Raw genomic sequence first — 15,263 nt, forward strand, 5'->3', positions numbered from 1 at the left:
GATGATCAACGTGTCCGACCAGCCCGTACCGCACGCCCCGCGCTCCCTCATCGTCACGTTCTACGGCGCGTACGGCCGTTTCGCGCCGGGTCCGGTGCCCGTCGCCGAGCTGATCCGGCTGCTCGCCGCGGTCGGCGTGGACGCGCCCTCCGTGCGCTCGTCGGTCTCCCGGCTGAAGCGGCGCGGGCTGCTGCTGCCCGCGCGTACGGCCCAGGGCGCGGCCGGTTACGGACTCTCCGACGAGGCACGGCAGTTGCTGGACGACGGGGACCGGCGGGTCTACGCCACCGCGCCCCACCGGGACGAGGGCTGGGTGCTCGCCGTGTTCTCCGTGCCGGAGTCGGAGCGGCAGAAGCGGCACGTCCTGCGCTCCCGCCTGGCCGGCCTCGGTTTCGGCACCGCGGCGCCCGGCGTGTGGATCGCCCCCGCCCGCCTGTACGAGGAGACCCGGCACGCCCTGGGCCGCCTCGGTCTGGACTCCTACGTGGACTTCTTCCGCGGCGAGCACCTGGGCTTCACCCCGACCGCCGAGGCGGCGGCGCGCTGGTGGGACCTGGCGGCGATCGCCAAGGAGCACGAGGCGTTCCTGGACCGGCACGCGCGCGTCCTGCACGGCTGGGAGCGCCGGGCCGACACCCCGCCCGAGGAGGCCTACCGCGACTACCTCCTCGCGCTGGACTCCTGGCGGCACCTGCCCTACGCGGACCCGGGGCTGCCCGTCGGGCTGCTGCCCGAGGACTGGCCGGGCACCCGCTCGGCGGCCGTCTTCCGGGCGCTGCACGAGCGGCTGCGCGACGCGGGTGCGCACTACGCGGGCGTGGAGCCGACCCCACCGACCGGGACGTGAGCCCGGTCGCGTCCCCCGGGGATCAGTGAACCCTCAGCCTCCTCAGACCCTCTTCTCAGGTTTCCCCCCTACCGTGCGGACGCATGAGACTCGCGCGCAACGTGAACCGGGTCCTCACCGCCACCACCGGCCTCCAGGTACGGAGGGCGCCCCAGGCGGCGAAGGGAAACCCGAAGGGAAAGCAGGGGAAGGGGCCGGCCGCCGCGCGGCCCGCGGCCCGGCAGGCGGCCGCGTACCGATGTCCGCCGGCCGGGGAACTGCCCACCGACCGGCTGCTGCGACGGCCCGTCTTCATCATCTCGTCCATCCGGTCCGGCTCCACCCTGCTGCGCATGATGATGGGCGCCCACCCGCGGCTGCACGCCCCGCACGAGCTGCACCTGGGCCGGCTGGAGGTCGCGTGCACCACCTGGCACTCCGAGCGGGCGATGAGTGAACTCGGCCTGCGGCGCGGAGACCTGGAGCACCTGCTGTGGGACCGTGTCCTGCACCGGGAACTCATCGGATGCGGCAAGGACTTCGTGGTCGAGAAGACACCGGCCAACGCCTACATGTACCAGCGGCTCAAGGACTGCTGGCCCGACGCGCGCTTCGTCTTCCTGCTGCGCCACCCGGTGTCGATCGCCCGCTCCTGGCACGAGAGCGACCCCGTCCGACGGCCGCACGACACGGCCGTCACGGAGGTGCTGCGCTACATGACGGCCGTCGAGGAGGCCCGGGCGGCGGACGCCGGCGGCTTCACCGTGCGCTACGAGGACATCACCGACGACCCCGAGCGCGAGATGCGGCGCCTGTGCGCACACCTCGACGTCGACTACGCGCCGGCGATGCTGCACTACGGCCGCAGGAGCGGCGCCGAACTGGTCCGGGGCCTGGGCGACTGGCGCGAGAACATCCGCACCGGCACCGTGCAGCCGGGGCGCGCGCTGCCCGGCGCGGACGAGATCCCGGAGCGGCTGCGCCCGATGTGCGCGGCCTGGGGCTACACGTCCTGACGCGGGCCGCGCAGCGTGAGCCTCGGCCGCGGGGCGTCGGTGCGCCCGGTGCGCGGTGGGCGGCTGCCCGCCCGGTACGGGGCCGGCCAGGGGGCGCCGGGACCGTCGTAGCCCTGCTCGGCGGCGGCGTGCAGCGTCCAGTGCGGGTCGTAGAGGTGGGGGCGGGCGAGGGCGCACAGGTCGGTGCGGCCGGCCAGGACCAGCGAGTTGACGTCGTCCCAGGAGGAGATGGCACCGACGGCGATCACCGGGACGCCCGCCTCGTGGCGGATGCGGTCCGCGTACGGCGTCTGGTACGACCGCCCGAACTCGGGCCGTTCACCGGCGACCACCTGGCCGGTGGAGACGTCGATGGCGTCGGCGCCGTGTGCGGCGAAGGCCCGGGCGATCGCGACCGCCTCCTCGGCGCTGGTGCCGCCCTCGGCCCAGTCGGTGGCGGAGACCCGCACGGTCATGGGCCGCTCGCCGGGCCACACCTCGCGTACGGCGTCGAAGACCTCCAGCGGGAAGCGCAGCCGCTTCTCCAGTGAGCCGCCGTAGGCGTCGGTGCGGTGGTTGGTGAGCGGGGAGAGGAAGCCGGAGAGCAGGTAGCCGTGGGCGCAGTGCAGTTCGAGCAGGTCGAAACCGGCCCCGGCGGCCCGCGCGGCGGCGGACCTGAACTGCTCGCGCACGTCCGTCAGTCCCGCCCGGGACAGTTCGCGCGGGGTCTGGCCGCCGGGCCGGTACGGCAGGGGGGAGGGCGCCACGAGGGGCCAGTTGCCGTCGGGCAGCGGTTCGTCCATGCCCTCCCACATCAGCCGGGTCGAGCCCTTGCGGCCGCTGTGACCGAGCTGCACGCCGATCGCGGTGCCGGGCGCGCTGTCGTGCACGAAGTCCGTGATCCGCCGCCACGCCCGGCCCTGCCGGCCGGTGTAGAGGCCGGCGCAGCCGGGGGTGATGCGGCCCTCGGCGCTGACGCACACCATCTCGGTCATCACCAGTGCCGCGCCGCCGAGCGCCCTGGCCCCCAGGTGGACCAGGTGGAAGTCGCCGGGGACGCCGTCGGTGGCCGAGTACATGTCCATCGGGGAGACGACGACGCGGTTGCGCAGGGTCAGGCCGCGCAGCCGGAACGGGGTGAACATCGGGGGTGTGTCCGGCGGGCAGCCGAACTCGCGCTCCACCTCGCCGGTGAAGCCGGCGTCGCGCAGCCGCAGGTTCTCGTGGGTGACCCGGCGGCTGCGGGTGAGGAGGTTGAACGCGAACTGGCGGGGCGGCTGGCCGAGGTACCGCTCCAGGTCCTCGAACCACTCCAGGCTGGCCTTGGCCGCCCGCTGGGTGGAGGCGACGACGGGGCGCCGCTCCTCCTCGTACGCGGTGAGCGCCTCCTGGAGGGTGGGCCGCTCCTCCAGGCAGGCGACGAGCGCGAGGGCGTCCTCGACGGCCAGCTTGGTGCCGGAGCCGATGGAGAAGTGGGCGGTGTGGGCGGCGTCGCCGAGCAGGACGACGTTGCCGTGCGACCAGCGTTCGGTGACGAGCGTGCGGAAGGTGGTCCACGCCGACTTGTTGGACCGGAGCGGCCGGCCGCCGAGCGCCTCGGCGAAGATCTTGGCGCAGCGGACGGTGGACTCGGTCTCGTCCAGTGCGTCGAAGCCGGCCGCCCGCCAGACCTCCTCGCGCATCTCGACGATGACGGTCGAGGCGTCCGGCGCATAGGGGTAGCCGTGCAGCTGCATCACGCCGTGCTCGGTCTCGGCGATCTCGAAGCGGAAGGCGTCGAAGGCGAAGTCGGCGGCGAGCCAGATGTAACGGCAGCGGTGCGGGGTGAGGTGCGGCCGGAAGGTGTCCCGGTACCGCTCGCGGGTGGCGCTGTGCACCCCGTCGGCGGCGACGACGAGGTCGTGGGTCCGCGCGAGGTGGTCCGGGGGCGGTGCGTCGGCGCGGAAGCGCAGGTCGACGCCGAGGTCGCGGCAGCGGTCGTGCAGGATCTCCAGGAGGCGGCGGCGGCCGAGGGCGGCGAAGCGGTGTCCTCCGGAGGTCTGGCGGGTGTTCCGGTGGACGACGTCGATGTCGTCCCAGCGGACGAAGTGTGCGGTGAGGGCCTCGTAGACGACGGGGTCGGCGTGTTCGATGCCGCCGAGGGTCTCGTCGGAGAGGACCACGCCGAAGCCGAAGGTGTCGTCGGGGGCGTTGCGCTCGTAGACGGTGACCTCGCGGTCGGGGCCGAGGCGTTTGAGGAGGGCGGCGGTGTAGAGGCCGCCGGGGCCGCCGCCGACGATGGCGATGCGGTGGGGGCGGCTGCGGTCGTCGTGCGGCTGCGGCGCCGTCGTGGCTGGTCGCGCTCCGCGGCGGAGCCGCTGGTCGGCACTGCCCCGCGCCCCTGAGGGCGTCGCAGTCCCCTCGGGCGAGGGCATCCCTCTACCTCCCCTGCCACTTCGGGGGGCGCTTCTCCGTGAACGCCGCGTGGAATTCCGCGTAGTCCTCGCCCGTCATCAGGAGGGCCTGGGTCGACGCGTCCAGCTCCACCGCTGCCGCCAGCGGCATGTCCAGTTCGGCGGTGAGGAGGGCCTTGGTCTGGGCGTGGGCCAGGGCCGGGCCGTCGGCCAGGCGGCGGGCCAGGGTGTGGGCGGCCTCGTCGGCGCGGCCCTCCTCGGTCAGCTCGCTGATCAGGCCGATGCGCTCGGCCTCGGGTGCGCGGACCGGGTCGCCGAGCATCAGCAGCCGGGTGGCGTGGCCGAGGCCGACGACGCGGGGCAGCAGGTAGGCGGCGCCCATGTCGCCGCCGGAGAGGCCGACGCGGGTGAAGAGGAAGGCGAAGCGGGCGGACGGGTCGGCGACGCGGAAGTCCGCGGCCAGGGCGAGGACCGCGCCGGCCCCCGCGGCGACCCCGTGCAGCGCGGCGATCACCGGGAACGGGCACTCCCGCACCGCCCGCACCACCTGGCCCGTCATCCGGTTGAAGTCCAGCAGGCGGCCGGTGTCCATGGACAGGGTCGCGCCGATGATCTCGTCCACGTCGCCGCCGGAGCAGAAGCCGCGTCCCTCGCCGGCCAGCACCAGCGCCCGGACGGACCGCCCGCGGGACAGCTCGGCGAGCAGGTCGCGCAGGTCGGCGTAGGCCTCGAAGGTGAGGGCGTTGAGCTTGTCGGGGCGGGCCAGGGTGACGGTGGCGACGCCGTCGGTGATCTCGACACGCAGGTGCCGCCAGTCGGAGGTGGGGGCGGCGGAGCCGGTGAAGGGACTCATGACATCCGAAGTTATCACCCTTCTGTGACTGTCGTCACGGGTGCGCGATACGCCGCGGGCGCGAGTGCCCGGTGGTGTCGCGGTGTCGAGGGCCGAAGGTCCCGGGGGGTGCCCGTCGAACGGCTCTGCCGGACGGCGCCGTACCATTCATAAGGTTGAAAGCAGGACAGGACACCCTGCTCCACGAAACGGACCCGCCGTGCACGATCACTCCCCCGCACCCGCCTCCTGGCGCATCGCACTGCCGCACTCCGCCGCGGCCGTGCCGGTGGCGCGTGCGCTGGTGCGCAACGCCCTGGCCGAGCTGCAGCACACGGCCGACGGCGACACCGCGGAGCTGCTCACGGCGGAACTGGTCGCCAACGCCGTCGAGCACACCCCGGTGGGCTCGACACCGATCGAGCTGGTGGTGGAGCTGATGCCGACCGGCTGCCAGGTCGAGGTGCACGACCCGGACCCCTCGCCGCCCGCCGACCTCACCCGGCCTGACGTGGAGCCGCCCGACCCGTGGCGCGAGGACGGGCGCGGTCTGCTGCTGATCCGCGCCCTCAGCTCGTCCTGCGGCCACCGGCCCACCGGGGCCGGCAAGGCGGTCTGGTTCAGGCTTCCCGCTGTACCCGCTCAGCGTCGTCCGCGCTGAGGGCGAGCCGGGAGTGCCGGCGCCCGTAGGCGCTGTAGGCCAGCAGGCCGACCGCGAGGAACACGGCGAACTGGAGCCAGGTGGCTCCGCCCGTCTCGTACATCAGGTACAGGCAGAAGGCGACCCCGAGCAGCGGCGTCACCGGGTACAGCGGGACGCGGAAGGTGCGGGCCAGCCCCGGCTCACGGCGGCGCAGGGTGATCACCGAGACGTTGACGGCGGCCATCGTGGCGAGGGTGCCGATGGTGCACAGGTTGACCACCGCGTCCAGCGGGGCGAAGGCCGCGGGGAGGGCGAAGACCACGCCGACGATCAGGGTGCCGGCGACCGGGGTCGCGGTGCGCGGCGAGACCTTCTCGAAGACCCCGGGGATCAGTCCGTCCCGGGACATCGACATCAGGATCCGGGTCTGGCCGTACATCACGGCGAGCACCACCGAGGCGATGGCGACGACCGCGCCGAAGGCGACCACGCCGCCGCCGATCGCGGAACCGGTGACCTCGTCGACCACGTAGGAGAGCGCGGCGGGCCGGTCGCCGACCTGGTCGCCGCCGACGGCGCCGATCGCGGCGACGGCGACCGCGCAGTAGAGCAGGGTGACCAGGCCGATGCAGACCAGGATCGCGACGGGGATGTCCCGGCGCGGGTTCTTGGCCTCCTCGCCGGCCGTGGTGATCGCGTCGAAGCCGATGTACGAGAAGAAGGCGGCGGTGGTGCCGGCGCCGATGCCGCCGAGACCGGCCGGGGAGAACGGGGTCAGGTTGCCGTCCTGGAAGGCGGAGAAGCCGATGGCGCAGAAGGCGAGGAGGACGGCGAGCTTGAGGACGGCCATCGCGGCCGTGGCGCGGGCGCTCTCCCGCACGCCGCGCACCAGCAGGACCGAGGCCAGGGCGATGACGATCACCGCGGGCAGGTTGACCGCGCCGCCGTCGCCGGGACCCGCGGACAGGGCGGACGGGAGCTGGACGCCGAGGACGCTGTCGAGCAGCTCGTTGACGTACTGGCTCCAGCCGACGGCGACCGCCGAGACCGACACGCCGTACTCCAGGAGCAGGCACCAGCCGACGAGGAAGGCGGTGCGCTCGCCGAGCCCCGCGTAGGCGAAGGAGTACGAGGAGCCGGAGACCGGGATCGCGCCGCCCAGCTCGGCGAAGGCGAACGCGGTGAACACGCAGGTGATGGCGGCCAGCACGAAGGAGACGACGACGGCGGGGCCGGCCTCGGCGACGGAGTCGGACAGGCCGACGAAGATGCCGGTGCCGACGATCGCGCCGACGCCGAAGCAGACGAGCTGGAACAGCCCCATCGTGCGCTTCAGGCCGTGGCCTTCACGATCGGCGCCGGATTCGGCGACCAGCAGGTGGGGGGACTTGACGCGGGAAGCGGGCATGGCGGGTGGTGCTCGTTTCTGGTGGTGCGGGGCGCGACGGTGGTCGCGGGCGGCGGCGCGGAAGGGGTGGCTCCGGAACCGTCGGTCAGCATAGGGCCTGGTGAGGGGGACGGCGCGTGGGGACGAGTCAGGCGAGGGTGGCGACGAGGACGGCCTTGATGGTGTGCAGCCGGTTCTCCGCCTCGTCGAAGACGACCGAGTGCTTCGACTCGAACACCTCGTCGGTGACCTCGAGGGAGTCGAGCCCGTGGGCCTCGAAGATCTCCTGGCCGACCTTGGTGCCCAGGTCGTGGAAGGCGGGCAGGCAGTGCAGGAACCTGACGTCCGGGTTCCCGGTGGCGCGCAGGACGTCCATGGTCACGGCGTAGGGCGCGAGGGCCTTGATGCGCTCCGCCCAGACCTCCTTGGGCTCGCCCATGGAGACCCAGACGTCGGTGACGACGAAGTCGGCGCCGCGCACGCCCGCGGCCACGTCCTCGGTGAGGGTGATGCGCGCCCCGCTGGTCTCGGCGAGCCGCTGTGCCCGGTCGACGACCTCCTGGGCGGGCCAGTAGGACTCAGGGGCGACGATGCGCACGTCCATGCCGAGCAGGGCGCCGGTGACCAGGTAGGAGTTGCCCATGTTGAAGCGGGCGTCGCCGAGGTAGGCGAAGGTGATCTCCCGCAGGGGCCGGTCGCAGTGCTCGGTCATCGTGAGCACGTCGGCGAGCATCTGGGTGGGGTGCCAGTCGTCGGTCAGGCCGTTGTAGACGGGGACCCCGGCGAAGGCGGCCAGCTCCTCGACCTTGGTCTGGCTGTCGCCGCGGTACTCGATGCCGTCGAACATCCGGCCCAGCACGCGCGCGGTGTCCTTCACGGACTCCTTGTGGCCGATCTGCGATCCGGCCGGGTCGAGGTAGGTGGTGGACGCGCCCTGGTCCGCGGCGGCGACCTCGAACGCGCAGCGGGTGCGCGTCGAGGTCTTCTCGAAGATGAGCGCGATGTTCCGGCCGGCGAGGTACCGCGGCTCGGTCCCGGCCCGCTTGGCGGCCTTCAGCTCGGCGGCCAGCTCGACCAGACCGCGGAACTCCTCCTCGGTGAAATCCAGCTCCTTGAGGAAGTGGCGGCCGGCGAGGGCGGTCGGGACTGTCGCCATGAGGGCGCTCCAGGGATACTGACGGGCACGGGAACTACTGGAACTATATACGACTCTCCGAATTTCTATACGGGACCGGTGGGCGGGGGGCCTACACGGCCGACCTCTCGACGGGGCAGCTCATGCAGCGCGGCCCGCCCCTGCCCCGCCCCAGTTCGCTGCCCGGGATCTCGATCACCTCGATGCCCTGTTTGCGCAGGTGGGTGTTGGTGGTGGCGTTGCGTTCGTAGGCGACGACGACGCCCGGTTCGACGGCCAGCACGTTGCAGCCGTCGTCCCACTGCTCGCGCTCGGCCGCGTGGACGTCCTGGGTGGCGGTCAGGACCCGGATCTCACCGAGTCCGAGGGCGGCGGCCAGCGCGCGGTGCATGTGCTCCGGCGGGTGGTCGGTGACCTTCAGGTCCTTCTCCCCGGCCCCCGGCTCGATGGTGTAGGAGCGGAGCATGCCGAGCCCGGCGTACTGGGTGAAGGTGTCGCCGTCGACCATCGTCATCACCGTGTCGAGGTGCATGAAGGCCCGCCGCTTGGGCATGTCGAGGGCCACGATGGTCCGGGCGGACCCCGCGGCGAACAGCTTGTGGGCGAGCATCTCGACGGCCTGGGGCGTGGTGCGCTCGCTCATTCCGATGAGCACGGCGCCGTTGCCGATGACGAGGACGTCGCCGCCCTCGATGGTGGACGGGTAGTCGGCCTGCCCCTCGGACCAGAGGTGGAACGTCTCGTCGCGGAAGAGCGGGTGGTGCCGGTAGATCGCCTCGAAGTGGACCGTCTCGCGCTGCCGGGCGGGCCAGCGCATGGCGTTGATGGACACGCCGTCGTAGATCCAGGCCGAGGTGTCCCGGGTGAAGAGGTGGTTGGGCAGCGGGCCGAGCAGGAAGTCGTCCAGTTCCATGGCGTGGAAGCGCACCGAGGTGGGCTCCGGGTGCGCGGCCAGGAACTCCCGCTTGGTCATGCCGCCCACCAGCCACTCGGCCAGCTCCTGCGCGGGCAGGGTCTCGAAGGCGGCCCGGAGGTGGTCCGTGGCCAGCACTCCGTACTCCTTCTCGTCGAAGACCCGGTCCAGGACGAGGCGCCGGGCGGCCGGCACGTCCAGGGTCTCGGTGAGCAGGTCGCCGAAGAGGTGCACCGCCACCCCGCGGTCGCGGAGCACGTCGGCGAACCCGTCGTGCTCGGCGCGCGCCCGGCGCACCCACAGCACGTCGTCGAAGAGAAGGGCGTCCTTGTTGCTGGGGGTGAGCCTTTTGAGCTCGAGATCCGGCCGGTGCAGGATGACGCGGGTGAGCCGCCCGGCTTCGGAGTCGACGTGGAATGCCATGTCTCCATCCTGACCACTCGGGCGCGTGTTCATCCCCTGCTGTCGCATGCCCGTGACCGCGGTGCGCCCCTGTCGTGCCCCCGTGCGACGCCGGGTGCCCCGGCGGCGTCGCGTAAGGCGTGGCGAGGGGCCGGAGCGCCCGGCCGCGCGTCAGGGGAGGTCTGTCCGTTGAGTCCCGACACGTTGAGTCCCGATGCGCTGATCACCCATGTCGTGGGCGCGTCGGCGCTGGTCCTGACGGCCGCGCACGGCGGGGGCTGGCTCGCCCGGCGGCTGGGCCAGCCGTACATCGTGGGCCAGCTGGCGACCGGCATCGCGCTCGGGCCCTCGCTGCTGGGCAGTACGGCCCCGACGGTGTACGCGACCCTGTTCCCGGCACAGATCGGTCCGGCGCTGACCGGTCTGGCGCAGTTCTCGCTGGTGGTGTTCCTGTTCGCGGTGGGCTACGAGCTGGACCTGAGGATGCCCGGTGTCCGGGCGCGCACGTCGGTGACCGTGGCGCTGGCCTCGTTCGCGGTACCGATGGCCGTGGGCTGCGGCGGTGCGCTGCTGTTCCGGGACGCGCTGCACGACCTGGGCATGCCCAGGGACCTCTCCCCCGGCACGGTGGTCTTCGCCGGGATCGCCCTGGCGACGACGGCGGTGCCGGTGCTGTCGGCCATCGTGCGCGAGAACGGACTCTCCCGCACGGTGCCCGGAGTGGTGGCCGTCTCCGCCGCCGGGGTGCTGGACGCGGTCTGCTGGACGGTGCTGGCGGGCGCGCTGCTGGAGGCGGGCGGTGGCGGAACGGGGCTCGGCTGGCCATGGCGGACGCTGCTGACGGTCGGCTACGTCACCCTGATGGCGTGCGCGGCCCGGCCCCTGCTGCGCCTGCTGCTGTGGCGGACCCGCCTGGAGCCCTCACTGCGGACGGCGCTGCTCATCGGTTTCGCGCTCGGCTCGGCGTGGGTGACGCACACGCTGGGGCTGCACGTCATCTTCGGCGCCCTGCTCGCCGGTGTCGTGATCCCGCGCGAGGAGGGCGGCACGCTCGATCCCGACCTGCTGCGGCCGCTGCTGTCCGTCGCCTCACTGCTGCTGCCGTTCTTCTTCGTGCTCTCGGGCCGGTCCGTGGCGATGGACAACATGACCGGCACGGGCTGGACCGCCCTGGTGACGGTGACGGTGCTCGCGGTCTCGACGAAGATCGGCAGCGGGACGGCGGCGGCCCGGATGAACGGCCTCGACCGGTACGACGCACGGACCGTCGGCATCCTGCTGAACACCCGGGGCCTGACCGAGCTGATCGCCCTCGACGCCGGCCGGGAGGCGGGCCTGCTGAGCGCCCCGCTCTACACGGTCCTCGTGTTCATGGCCCTCGTCACGACGCTGCTGACCCAGCCGCTCCTGCGGCTGAACGCGCGGCTCGCCACCCGCGAGCGCCGGCCGGAGTCGGCCCGGTCCACGGCGGTGAAGCCGTACGCCGGGTGACCCCGGCCGGCGCGCGCCCCACCGCTGCGGGGCCGGTCACGGGGCCACGGGCGGGGCCGGACGGCCGGATCAGAGCCTCGGGTCCACCGGCTCCGACTCCAGCGCCAGCACCCCGAACACCGCCTCGTGCACCCGCCACAGCGGCTCGCCGTCGGCGAGGCGGTCCAGGGCCTCCAGGCCCAGGGCGTACTCGCGGGTCGCCAGGGACCGCTTGTGGTTCAGGAACCGGTGCCTGAGCCGGGCGAGGTTCTCGGGGCGGGTGTACTCGGGACCGTAGACGATCCGCAGGTACTCCCGGCCGCGGCACTTGATGCCCGGCTGTACCAGGCGGCCCTTCCCGTCGCGTACCAGGGCGCCGACGGGCTTGACGACCATGCCCTCGCCGCCGCGGCCGGTCATCTCCAGCCACCAGTCGGTCCCGGCCGCCACCGACTCCGGGTCGCCGGTGTCGACGTACAGCCGCCGGGTGGTCTGCAGCAGGCCGCTCCCGTCGTGCTCGACGAGCCGGTCGACGAGGGCGAGCTGCTCGTCGTGCGGCAGGGCGGCCAGGCTGCGGCCCTGGACGGCGAGGATCTGGAACGGGGCGATGCGGACGCCGTCCAGGCCGTCGGTGGTCCAGCAGTAGCGGCGGTAGGCGTCGGTGAAGGCGGCCGCGTCCGCGGACCGGGCACGCTGGCGGTCGAGCAGGTCCCGCACCTCGACGCCACGCGCCGCGGCGCCCTCCAGCGCGGCGAGCGCGTCCGGGAACACCGCCCCGGAGGCGGCGCCCACGGCGGCGTACTGGGAACGCAGCAGACCGGAGGCCTTGAGCGACCACGGCATCAGCTCGGTGTCGAGGAGCAGCCAGTCGGTGGCCAGTTCGTCCCACAGGCCGGCCTCGCCGACGGCGGTGCGCACCCGGCCGAGGATCTCCTCGGTGACGGCCGCGTCGTCGAGGAAGGGGCGGCCGGTACGGGTGTACAGGGACCCGGTGGGCCCGTCGACGCCGAACCGGGCGCGCGCCGCCTCCGCGTCGCGGCACACCAGGACGACGGCCCGGGAGCCCATGTGCTTCTCCTCGCACACGACCCGCGCGACGCCGTCCGCCGCGTACTGCGCGAAGGCCTCCCGCGGGTGCTCCAGGTAGCCGTCCACGCCGGAGGCGGCGGTCGGTGCCATGGTCGGCGGCAGGTACGGCAGCAGACGGGGGTCGGTGGCGAAGCGGCTCATGACCTCCAGGGCCGCCGCCCCGTTCTCCTCGCGCACGGTGATCCGCCCGGCGTGCCGGGTCTCCACCGTCCGGCGGCCCCGGACGTCGGCCAGGTCCAGCGGGCGGCCGTCGTGTCCGCCGGGCGCCTCGGTGCGCAGCGGCCGGGCCGGCTCGTACCAGACCCGCTCGGCGGGTACGTCGACGATCTCCCGCTCCGGCCAGCGCAGCGCGGTGAGCTTCCCGCCGAAGACGGCGCCGGTGTCCAGGCAGATGGTGTTGTTGAGCCAGGTGGCCTCGGGGACGGGGGTGTGTCCGTAGACGACGGCCGCGCGGCCCCGGTAGTCCTCCGCCCACGGGTAGCGCACCGGCAGCCCGAACTCGTCGGTCTCGCCGGTGGTGTCGCCGTACAGGGCGTGGCTGCGGACCCGGCCGGAGGTGCGGCCGTGGTACTTCTCGGGCAGCCCGGCGTGGCAGACCACCAGCCGGCCGCCGTCGAGGACGTAGTGGCTGACCAGGCCGTCGATGAACTCCCGTACCTCGGCGCGGAACTCCTCGCTCTCAGCCTCCATCTGCTCGACGGTCTCGGCCAGTCCGTGGGTGTGCTGGACCTTGCGTCCCTTGAGGTGGCGGCCGTACTTGTTCTCGTGGTTGCCGGGGACGCACAGGGCGTTGCCCGACCTGACCATGGACATCACGCGGCGCAGCACGCCGGGGCTGTCCGGGCCGCGGTCCACGAGGTCGCCGACGAAGACGGCGGTGCGGCCCTCGGGGTGGACCCCGTCCGTGTCGTAGCCGAGCTTGCCGAGCAGGGTCTCCAGCTCGGCGGCGCAGCCGTGGACGTCACCGACGATGTCGAAGGGGCCGGTGAGGTGGGTGAGGTCGTTGTACCGCTTCTCGGTGACGACGGTGGCGTGCTCGACCTCTTCCGTACCGCGCAGCACGTGCACCTTGCGGAAGCCCTCGCGCTCCAGGTGGCGCAGGGAGCGCCTCAGTTCGCGGGTGTGGCGCTGGACGACCCGGCGGGGCATGTCGGCGCGGTCGGTACGGCCGGCGTTGCGCTCGGCGCATATCTGCTCGGGCACGTCGAGGACGACGGCTATGGGCAGTACGTCGTGCTTCCTGGCCAGGTCGATCAGCTGACGGCGGGCGTCCTGCTGCACGTTGGTCGCGTCGACGACGGTGCGGCGGCCGGCGGCGAGCCGTTTGCCGGCGATGTAGTGCAGGACGTCGAAGGCGTCCCGGCTGGCGCTCTGGTCGTTCTCGTCGTCGGCGACCAGACCGCGGCAGAAGTCGGAGGAGAGGACCTCGGTGGGCGCGAAGTGGCGGCGCGCGAAGGTGGACTTGCCGGAGCCGGAGGCGCCGATCAGCACGACGAGGGAGAGGTCGGTGACGGGCAGGGCGCGGGCCCGCGCCGGAGTGGTCTCGGTGGTGTCGGTGGTGCTCATGCGGCCTTCGCCTCCTTCTCGGTCGGGGTCGCGGTCTCGTTCGTGGGCTCGAGGGTGAACAGGGCCAGCTGGGTGGGCGGGCCCACCTCGGGGTCGTCGGGGCCGACGGGGCGGAACTCCACGCCGTAGCCGTGCCGTTCGGCGACCGCCTGGGCCCAGGCGCGGAACTCCTCGCGGGTCCACTCGAAGCGGTGGTCGCGGTGGCGGACGTGGCCGGCGGGCAGGGCCTCCCAGCGCACGTTGTACTCGACGTTGGGCGTGGTGACGACGACGGTGCGGGGCCGCGCCGAGCCGAAGACGGCGTACTCCAGAGCGGGCAGCCTCGGCAGGTCGAGGTGTTCGATCACCTCGCTGAGCACCGCGGCGTCGTACCCCTTGAGGCGCTTGTCGGTGTAGGCGAGGGAGCCCTGGAGGAGCCGGACGCGCGCGGCCTGCCGCTCGCCCATGCGGTCGAGACCGAGGCGCCGGGAGGCGATGGTGAGGGCGCGCACCGACACGTCCACACCGACGATCTCGGTGAAGCGGGGCTCCTTGAGCAGCTCGCGCACCAGGTGCCCCTCGCCGCAGCCGAGGTCGAGGACGCGGCCGGCGGCGTGGTCGCGCAGGGCGGTGAGGATCGCCTCGCGGCGGTGCACGGCGAGCGGGGTGGGCTTCGCCTCCTGCTCGGCCTCCGCCTCGACCGCGTTGTCGATCTCCTCGACCTCGCTGTCGTCGGACTCGGCCAGCCGGATCAGCTCCAGCCGGTCCATCGCCTCGCGGGTGAGGGACCAGCGGCGGGACAGGTAGCGGCTGGTGATCAGCTTCTGTTCCGGGTGGCGGGGCAGCCAGCCCTCGCCGGCCCGCATCAGCTTGTCGACCTCGTCCGGCGAGACCCAGTAGTGCTTGGCGTCGTCGAGCACCGGGAGCAGGACGTACAGGTGGCGCAGGGCCTCGGCGAGGGTGAGGGCGGTGGACTCCAGCAGCAGCCGGACGTAGCGCGAGTCGCCCCACTCGGGGAACTCGGTGTCCAGCGGGACCGGCTCGACGGCGACCGTCCAGCCCAGCGGCTCGAAGAGGCGGCGTACGAGGCCGGGGCCGCCGCGGGCGGGCAGCGCCGGGATGCCGACGCGCAGCGGGAGCGGCCGGGCGGCGCGCTCGGGGCGTGCCTTGCACACGCCGCGCATGGCGCTGGAGAAGACGTTGCTCAGCGCGACGGCGAGCAGTGAAGAGGCCGCGTACGGGCGGTCGTTGACGTACTGCGCGAGGGCCGCGTCGGGGGCGCCGCCGCGCCCCTTGCCCTTGCCGCGCCTGACCAGCGCCACCGGGTCGACCTCCAGCAGCAGCGCGGCCGTGCAGCGCTGCTCGTCCGCCTCGGGGTAGAGCACGTGGGCCGTGCCGAAGGAGGTGGAGAACGCCTGCGCGTTGTCGGGGTGCTTGTGCAGCAGGAAACCGAGGTCGGTCGCGGGGTGCTCGGGGGTACCGGTGGTGGTGACGGTCAGGAACATGGGCCTCTCCGGCCGGGTCGGGGTTGCGGGGGACGGCTGCTTCGGCGCCGTGCGCGCGAGAGCCCCCAGGGGGTGTTCCCCGGGGGCTCCGGCAGGCGGCGCTCACACCATCGCACAGGGCGGGTGAC

The 15,263-nt window shown here is 73.3% G+C and carries 11 protein-coding genes; 4 read left to right on the forward strand and 7 right to left on the reverse strand.

Annotated elements, in window-relative coordinates:
* Position 1: 1 nt before the first annotated feature.
* Together EV562_RS10220 and EV562_RS10225 are read left to right on the forward strand one after the other, a co-directional pair.
* Positions 2–847, forward strand: coding sequence for a PaaX family transcriptional regulator C-terminal domain-containing protein (locus EV562_RS10220; protein WP_133886395.1), 846 nt, complete (start codon positions 2–4; stop codon positions 845–847).
* A gap of 83 nt (positions 848–930) precedes the next feature.
* A complete protein-coding gene (locus tag EV562_RS10225; protein WP_133886396.1) occupies positions 931–1,842 on the forward strand; it encodes a sulfotransferase in 912 nt (303 codons plus the stop codon).
* Here EV562_RS10225 and EV562_RS10230 read toward each other — a convergent pair.
* Positions 1,830–4,235 (reverse strand): bifunctional salicylyl-CoA 5-hydroxylase/oxidoreductase, encoded by a 2,406-nt coding sequence (locus EV562_RS10230; protein WP_133886397.1) that lies wholly within the window; start codon positions 4,233–4,235, stop codon positions 1,830–1,832. The genes EV562_RS10225 and EV562_RS10230 overlap by 13 nt on opposite strands.
* 4 nt (positions 4,236–4,239) lie before the next feature.
* Positions 4,240–5,067 carry an enoyl-CoA hydratase family protein gene (locus tag EV562_RS10235; protein WP_133886398.1) on the reverse strand — a complete coding sequence of 276 codons (828 nt, stop codon included), beginning with the start codon at positions 5,065–5,067 and terminating at the stop codon, positions 4,240–4,242.
* A gap of 199 nt (positions 5,068–5,266) precedes the next feature.
* Here EV562_RS10235 and EV562_RS10240 point away from each other — a divergent pair, with 199 nt between their 5' ends.
* On the forward strand, positions 5,267–5,707 hold the full coding sequence (locus EV562_RS10240; protein ID WP_208298326.1) for an ATP-binding protein: 441 nt from the start codon (positions 5,267–5,269) through the stop codon (positions 5,705–5,707).
* Here EV562_RS10240 and EV562_RS10245 read toward each other — a convergent pair.
* From EV562_RS10245 to EV562_RS10255, 3 genes are all read right to left on the reverse strand, one after another.
* Positions 5,667–7,097 carry an amino acid permease gene (locus EV562_RS10245; RefSeq protein WP_133886399.1) on the reverse strand — a complete coding sequence of 477 codons (1,431 nt, stop codon included), beginning with the start codon at positions 7,095–7,097 and terminating at the stop codon, positions 5,667–5,669. The two genes, EV562_RS10240 and EV562_RS10245, sit on opposite strands and share 41 nt — an antisense overlap.
* A gap of 127 nt (positions 7,098–7,224) precedes the next feature.
* Positions 7,225–8,232 carry an ornithine carbamoyltransferase gene (argF, locus tag EV562_RS10250; protein ID WP_133886400.1) on the reverse strand — a complete coding sequence of 336 codons (1,008 nt, stop codon included), beginning with the start codon at positions 8,230–8,232 and terminating at the stop codon, positions 7,225–7,227.
* Positions 8,233–8,323: 91 nt separating this feature from the next.
* A complete protein-coding gene (locus EV562_RS10255; RefSeq protein WP_166661701.1) occupies positions 8,324–9,547 on the reverse strand; it encodes an arginine deiminase in 1,224 nt (407 codons plus the stop codon).
* Positions 9,548–9,730: 183 nt separating this feature from the next.
* Between EV562_RS10255 and EV562_RS10260 the strand changes: the two genes are divergently transcribed.
* A complete protein-coding gene (locus EV562_RS10260) occupies positions 9,731–11,017 on the forward strand; it encodes a cation:proton antiporter (protein WP_133886555.1) in 1,287 nt (428 codons plus the stop codon).
* 69 nt (positions 11,018–11,086) lie between these two features.
* On the opposite strand, the gene EV562_RS10265 is transcribed toward EV562_RS10260, so the two are convergent.
* Positions 11,087–13,651, reverse strand: a complete 2,565-nt coding sequence (locus tag EV562_RS10265; protein ID WP_133886401.1) for a polynucleotide kinase-phosphatase — start codon at positions 13,649–13,651, stop codon at positions 11,087–11,089.
* Entirely contained in the window at positions 13,648–15,135 is a 1,488-nt protein-coding gene (locus tag EV562_RS10270; RefSeq protein WP_133886402.1) for a 3' terminal RNA ribose 2'-O-methyltransferase Hen1, read from the reverse strand. The genes EV562_RS10265 and EV562_RS10270 overlap by 4 nt, the downstream gene beginning before the upstream one ends.
* Positions 15,136–15,263: the final 128 nt, after the last annotated feature.

Origin of the sequence: Streptomyces sp. BK208 (genome assembly GCF_004364245.1) — a bacterium.
Classification (GTDB): Bacteria; Actinomycetota; Actinomycetes; order Streptomycetales; family Streptomycetaceae; genus Streptomyces.

Excerpts from the sequence above, each read along its gene's own strand:
- EV562_RS10235 (WP_133886398.1), bottom strand. The coding sequence starts at position 5,067 with ATGAGTCCCTTCACCGGCTCCGCCGCCCCCACCTCCGACTGGCGGCAC.
- EV562_RS10265 (WP_133886401.1), bottom strand. The coding sequence starts at position 13,651 with ATGAGCACCACCGACACCACCGAGACCACTCCGGCGCGGGCCCGCGCC.
- EV562_RS10245 (WP_133886399.1), bottom strand. The coding sequence starts at position 7,097 with ATGCCCGCTTCCCGCGTCAAGTCCCCCCACCTGCTGGTCGCCGAATCC.
- EV562_RS10230 (WP_133886397.1), bottom strand. The coding sequence starts at position 4,235 with ATGCCCTCGCCCGAGGGGACTGCGACGCCCTCAGGGGCGCGGGGCAGT.
- EV562_RS10270 (WP_133886402.1), bottom strand. The coding sequence starts at position 15,135 with ATGTTCCTGACCGTCACCACCACCGGTACCCCCGAGCACCCCGCGACC.
- argF (WP_133886400.1), bottom strand. The coding sequence starts at position 8,232 with ATGGCGACAGTCCCGACCGCCCTCGCCGGCCGCCACTTCCTCAAGGAG.
- EV562_RS10255 (WP_166661701.1), bottom strand. The coding sequence starts at position 9,547 with ATGGCATTCCACGTCGACTCCGAAGCCGGGCGGCTCACCCGCGTCATC.
- EV562_RS10220 (WP_133886395.1), top strand. The coding sequence starts at position 2 with ATGATCAACGTGTCCGACCAGCCCGTACCGCACGCCCCGCGCTCCCTC.
- EV562_RS10225 (WP_133886396.1), top strand. The coding sequence starts at position 931 with ATGAGACTCGCGCGCAACGTGAACCGGGTCCTCACCGCCACCACCGGC.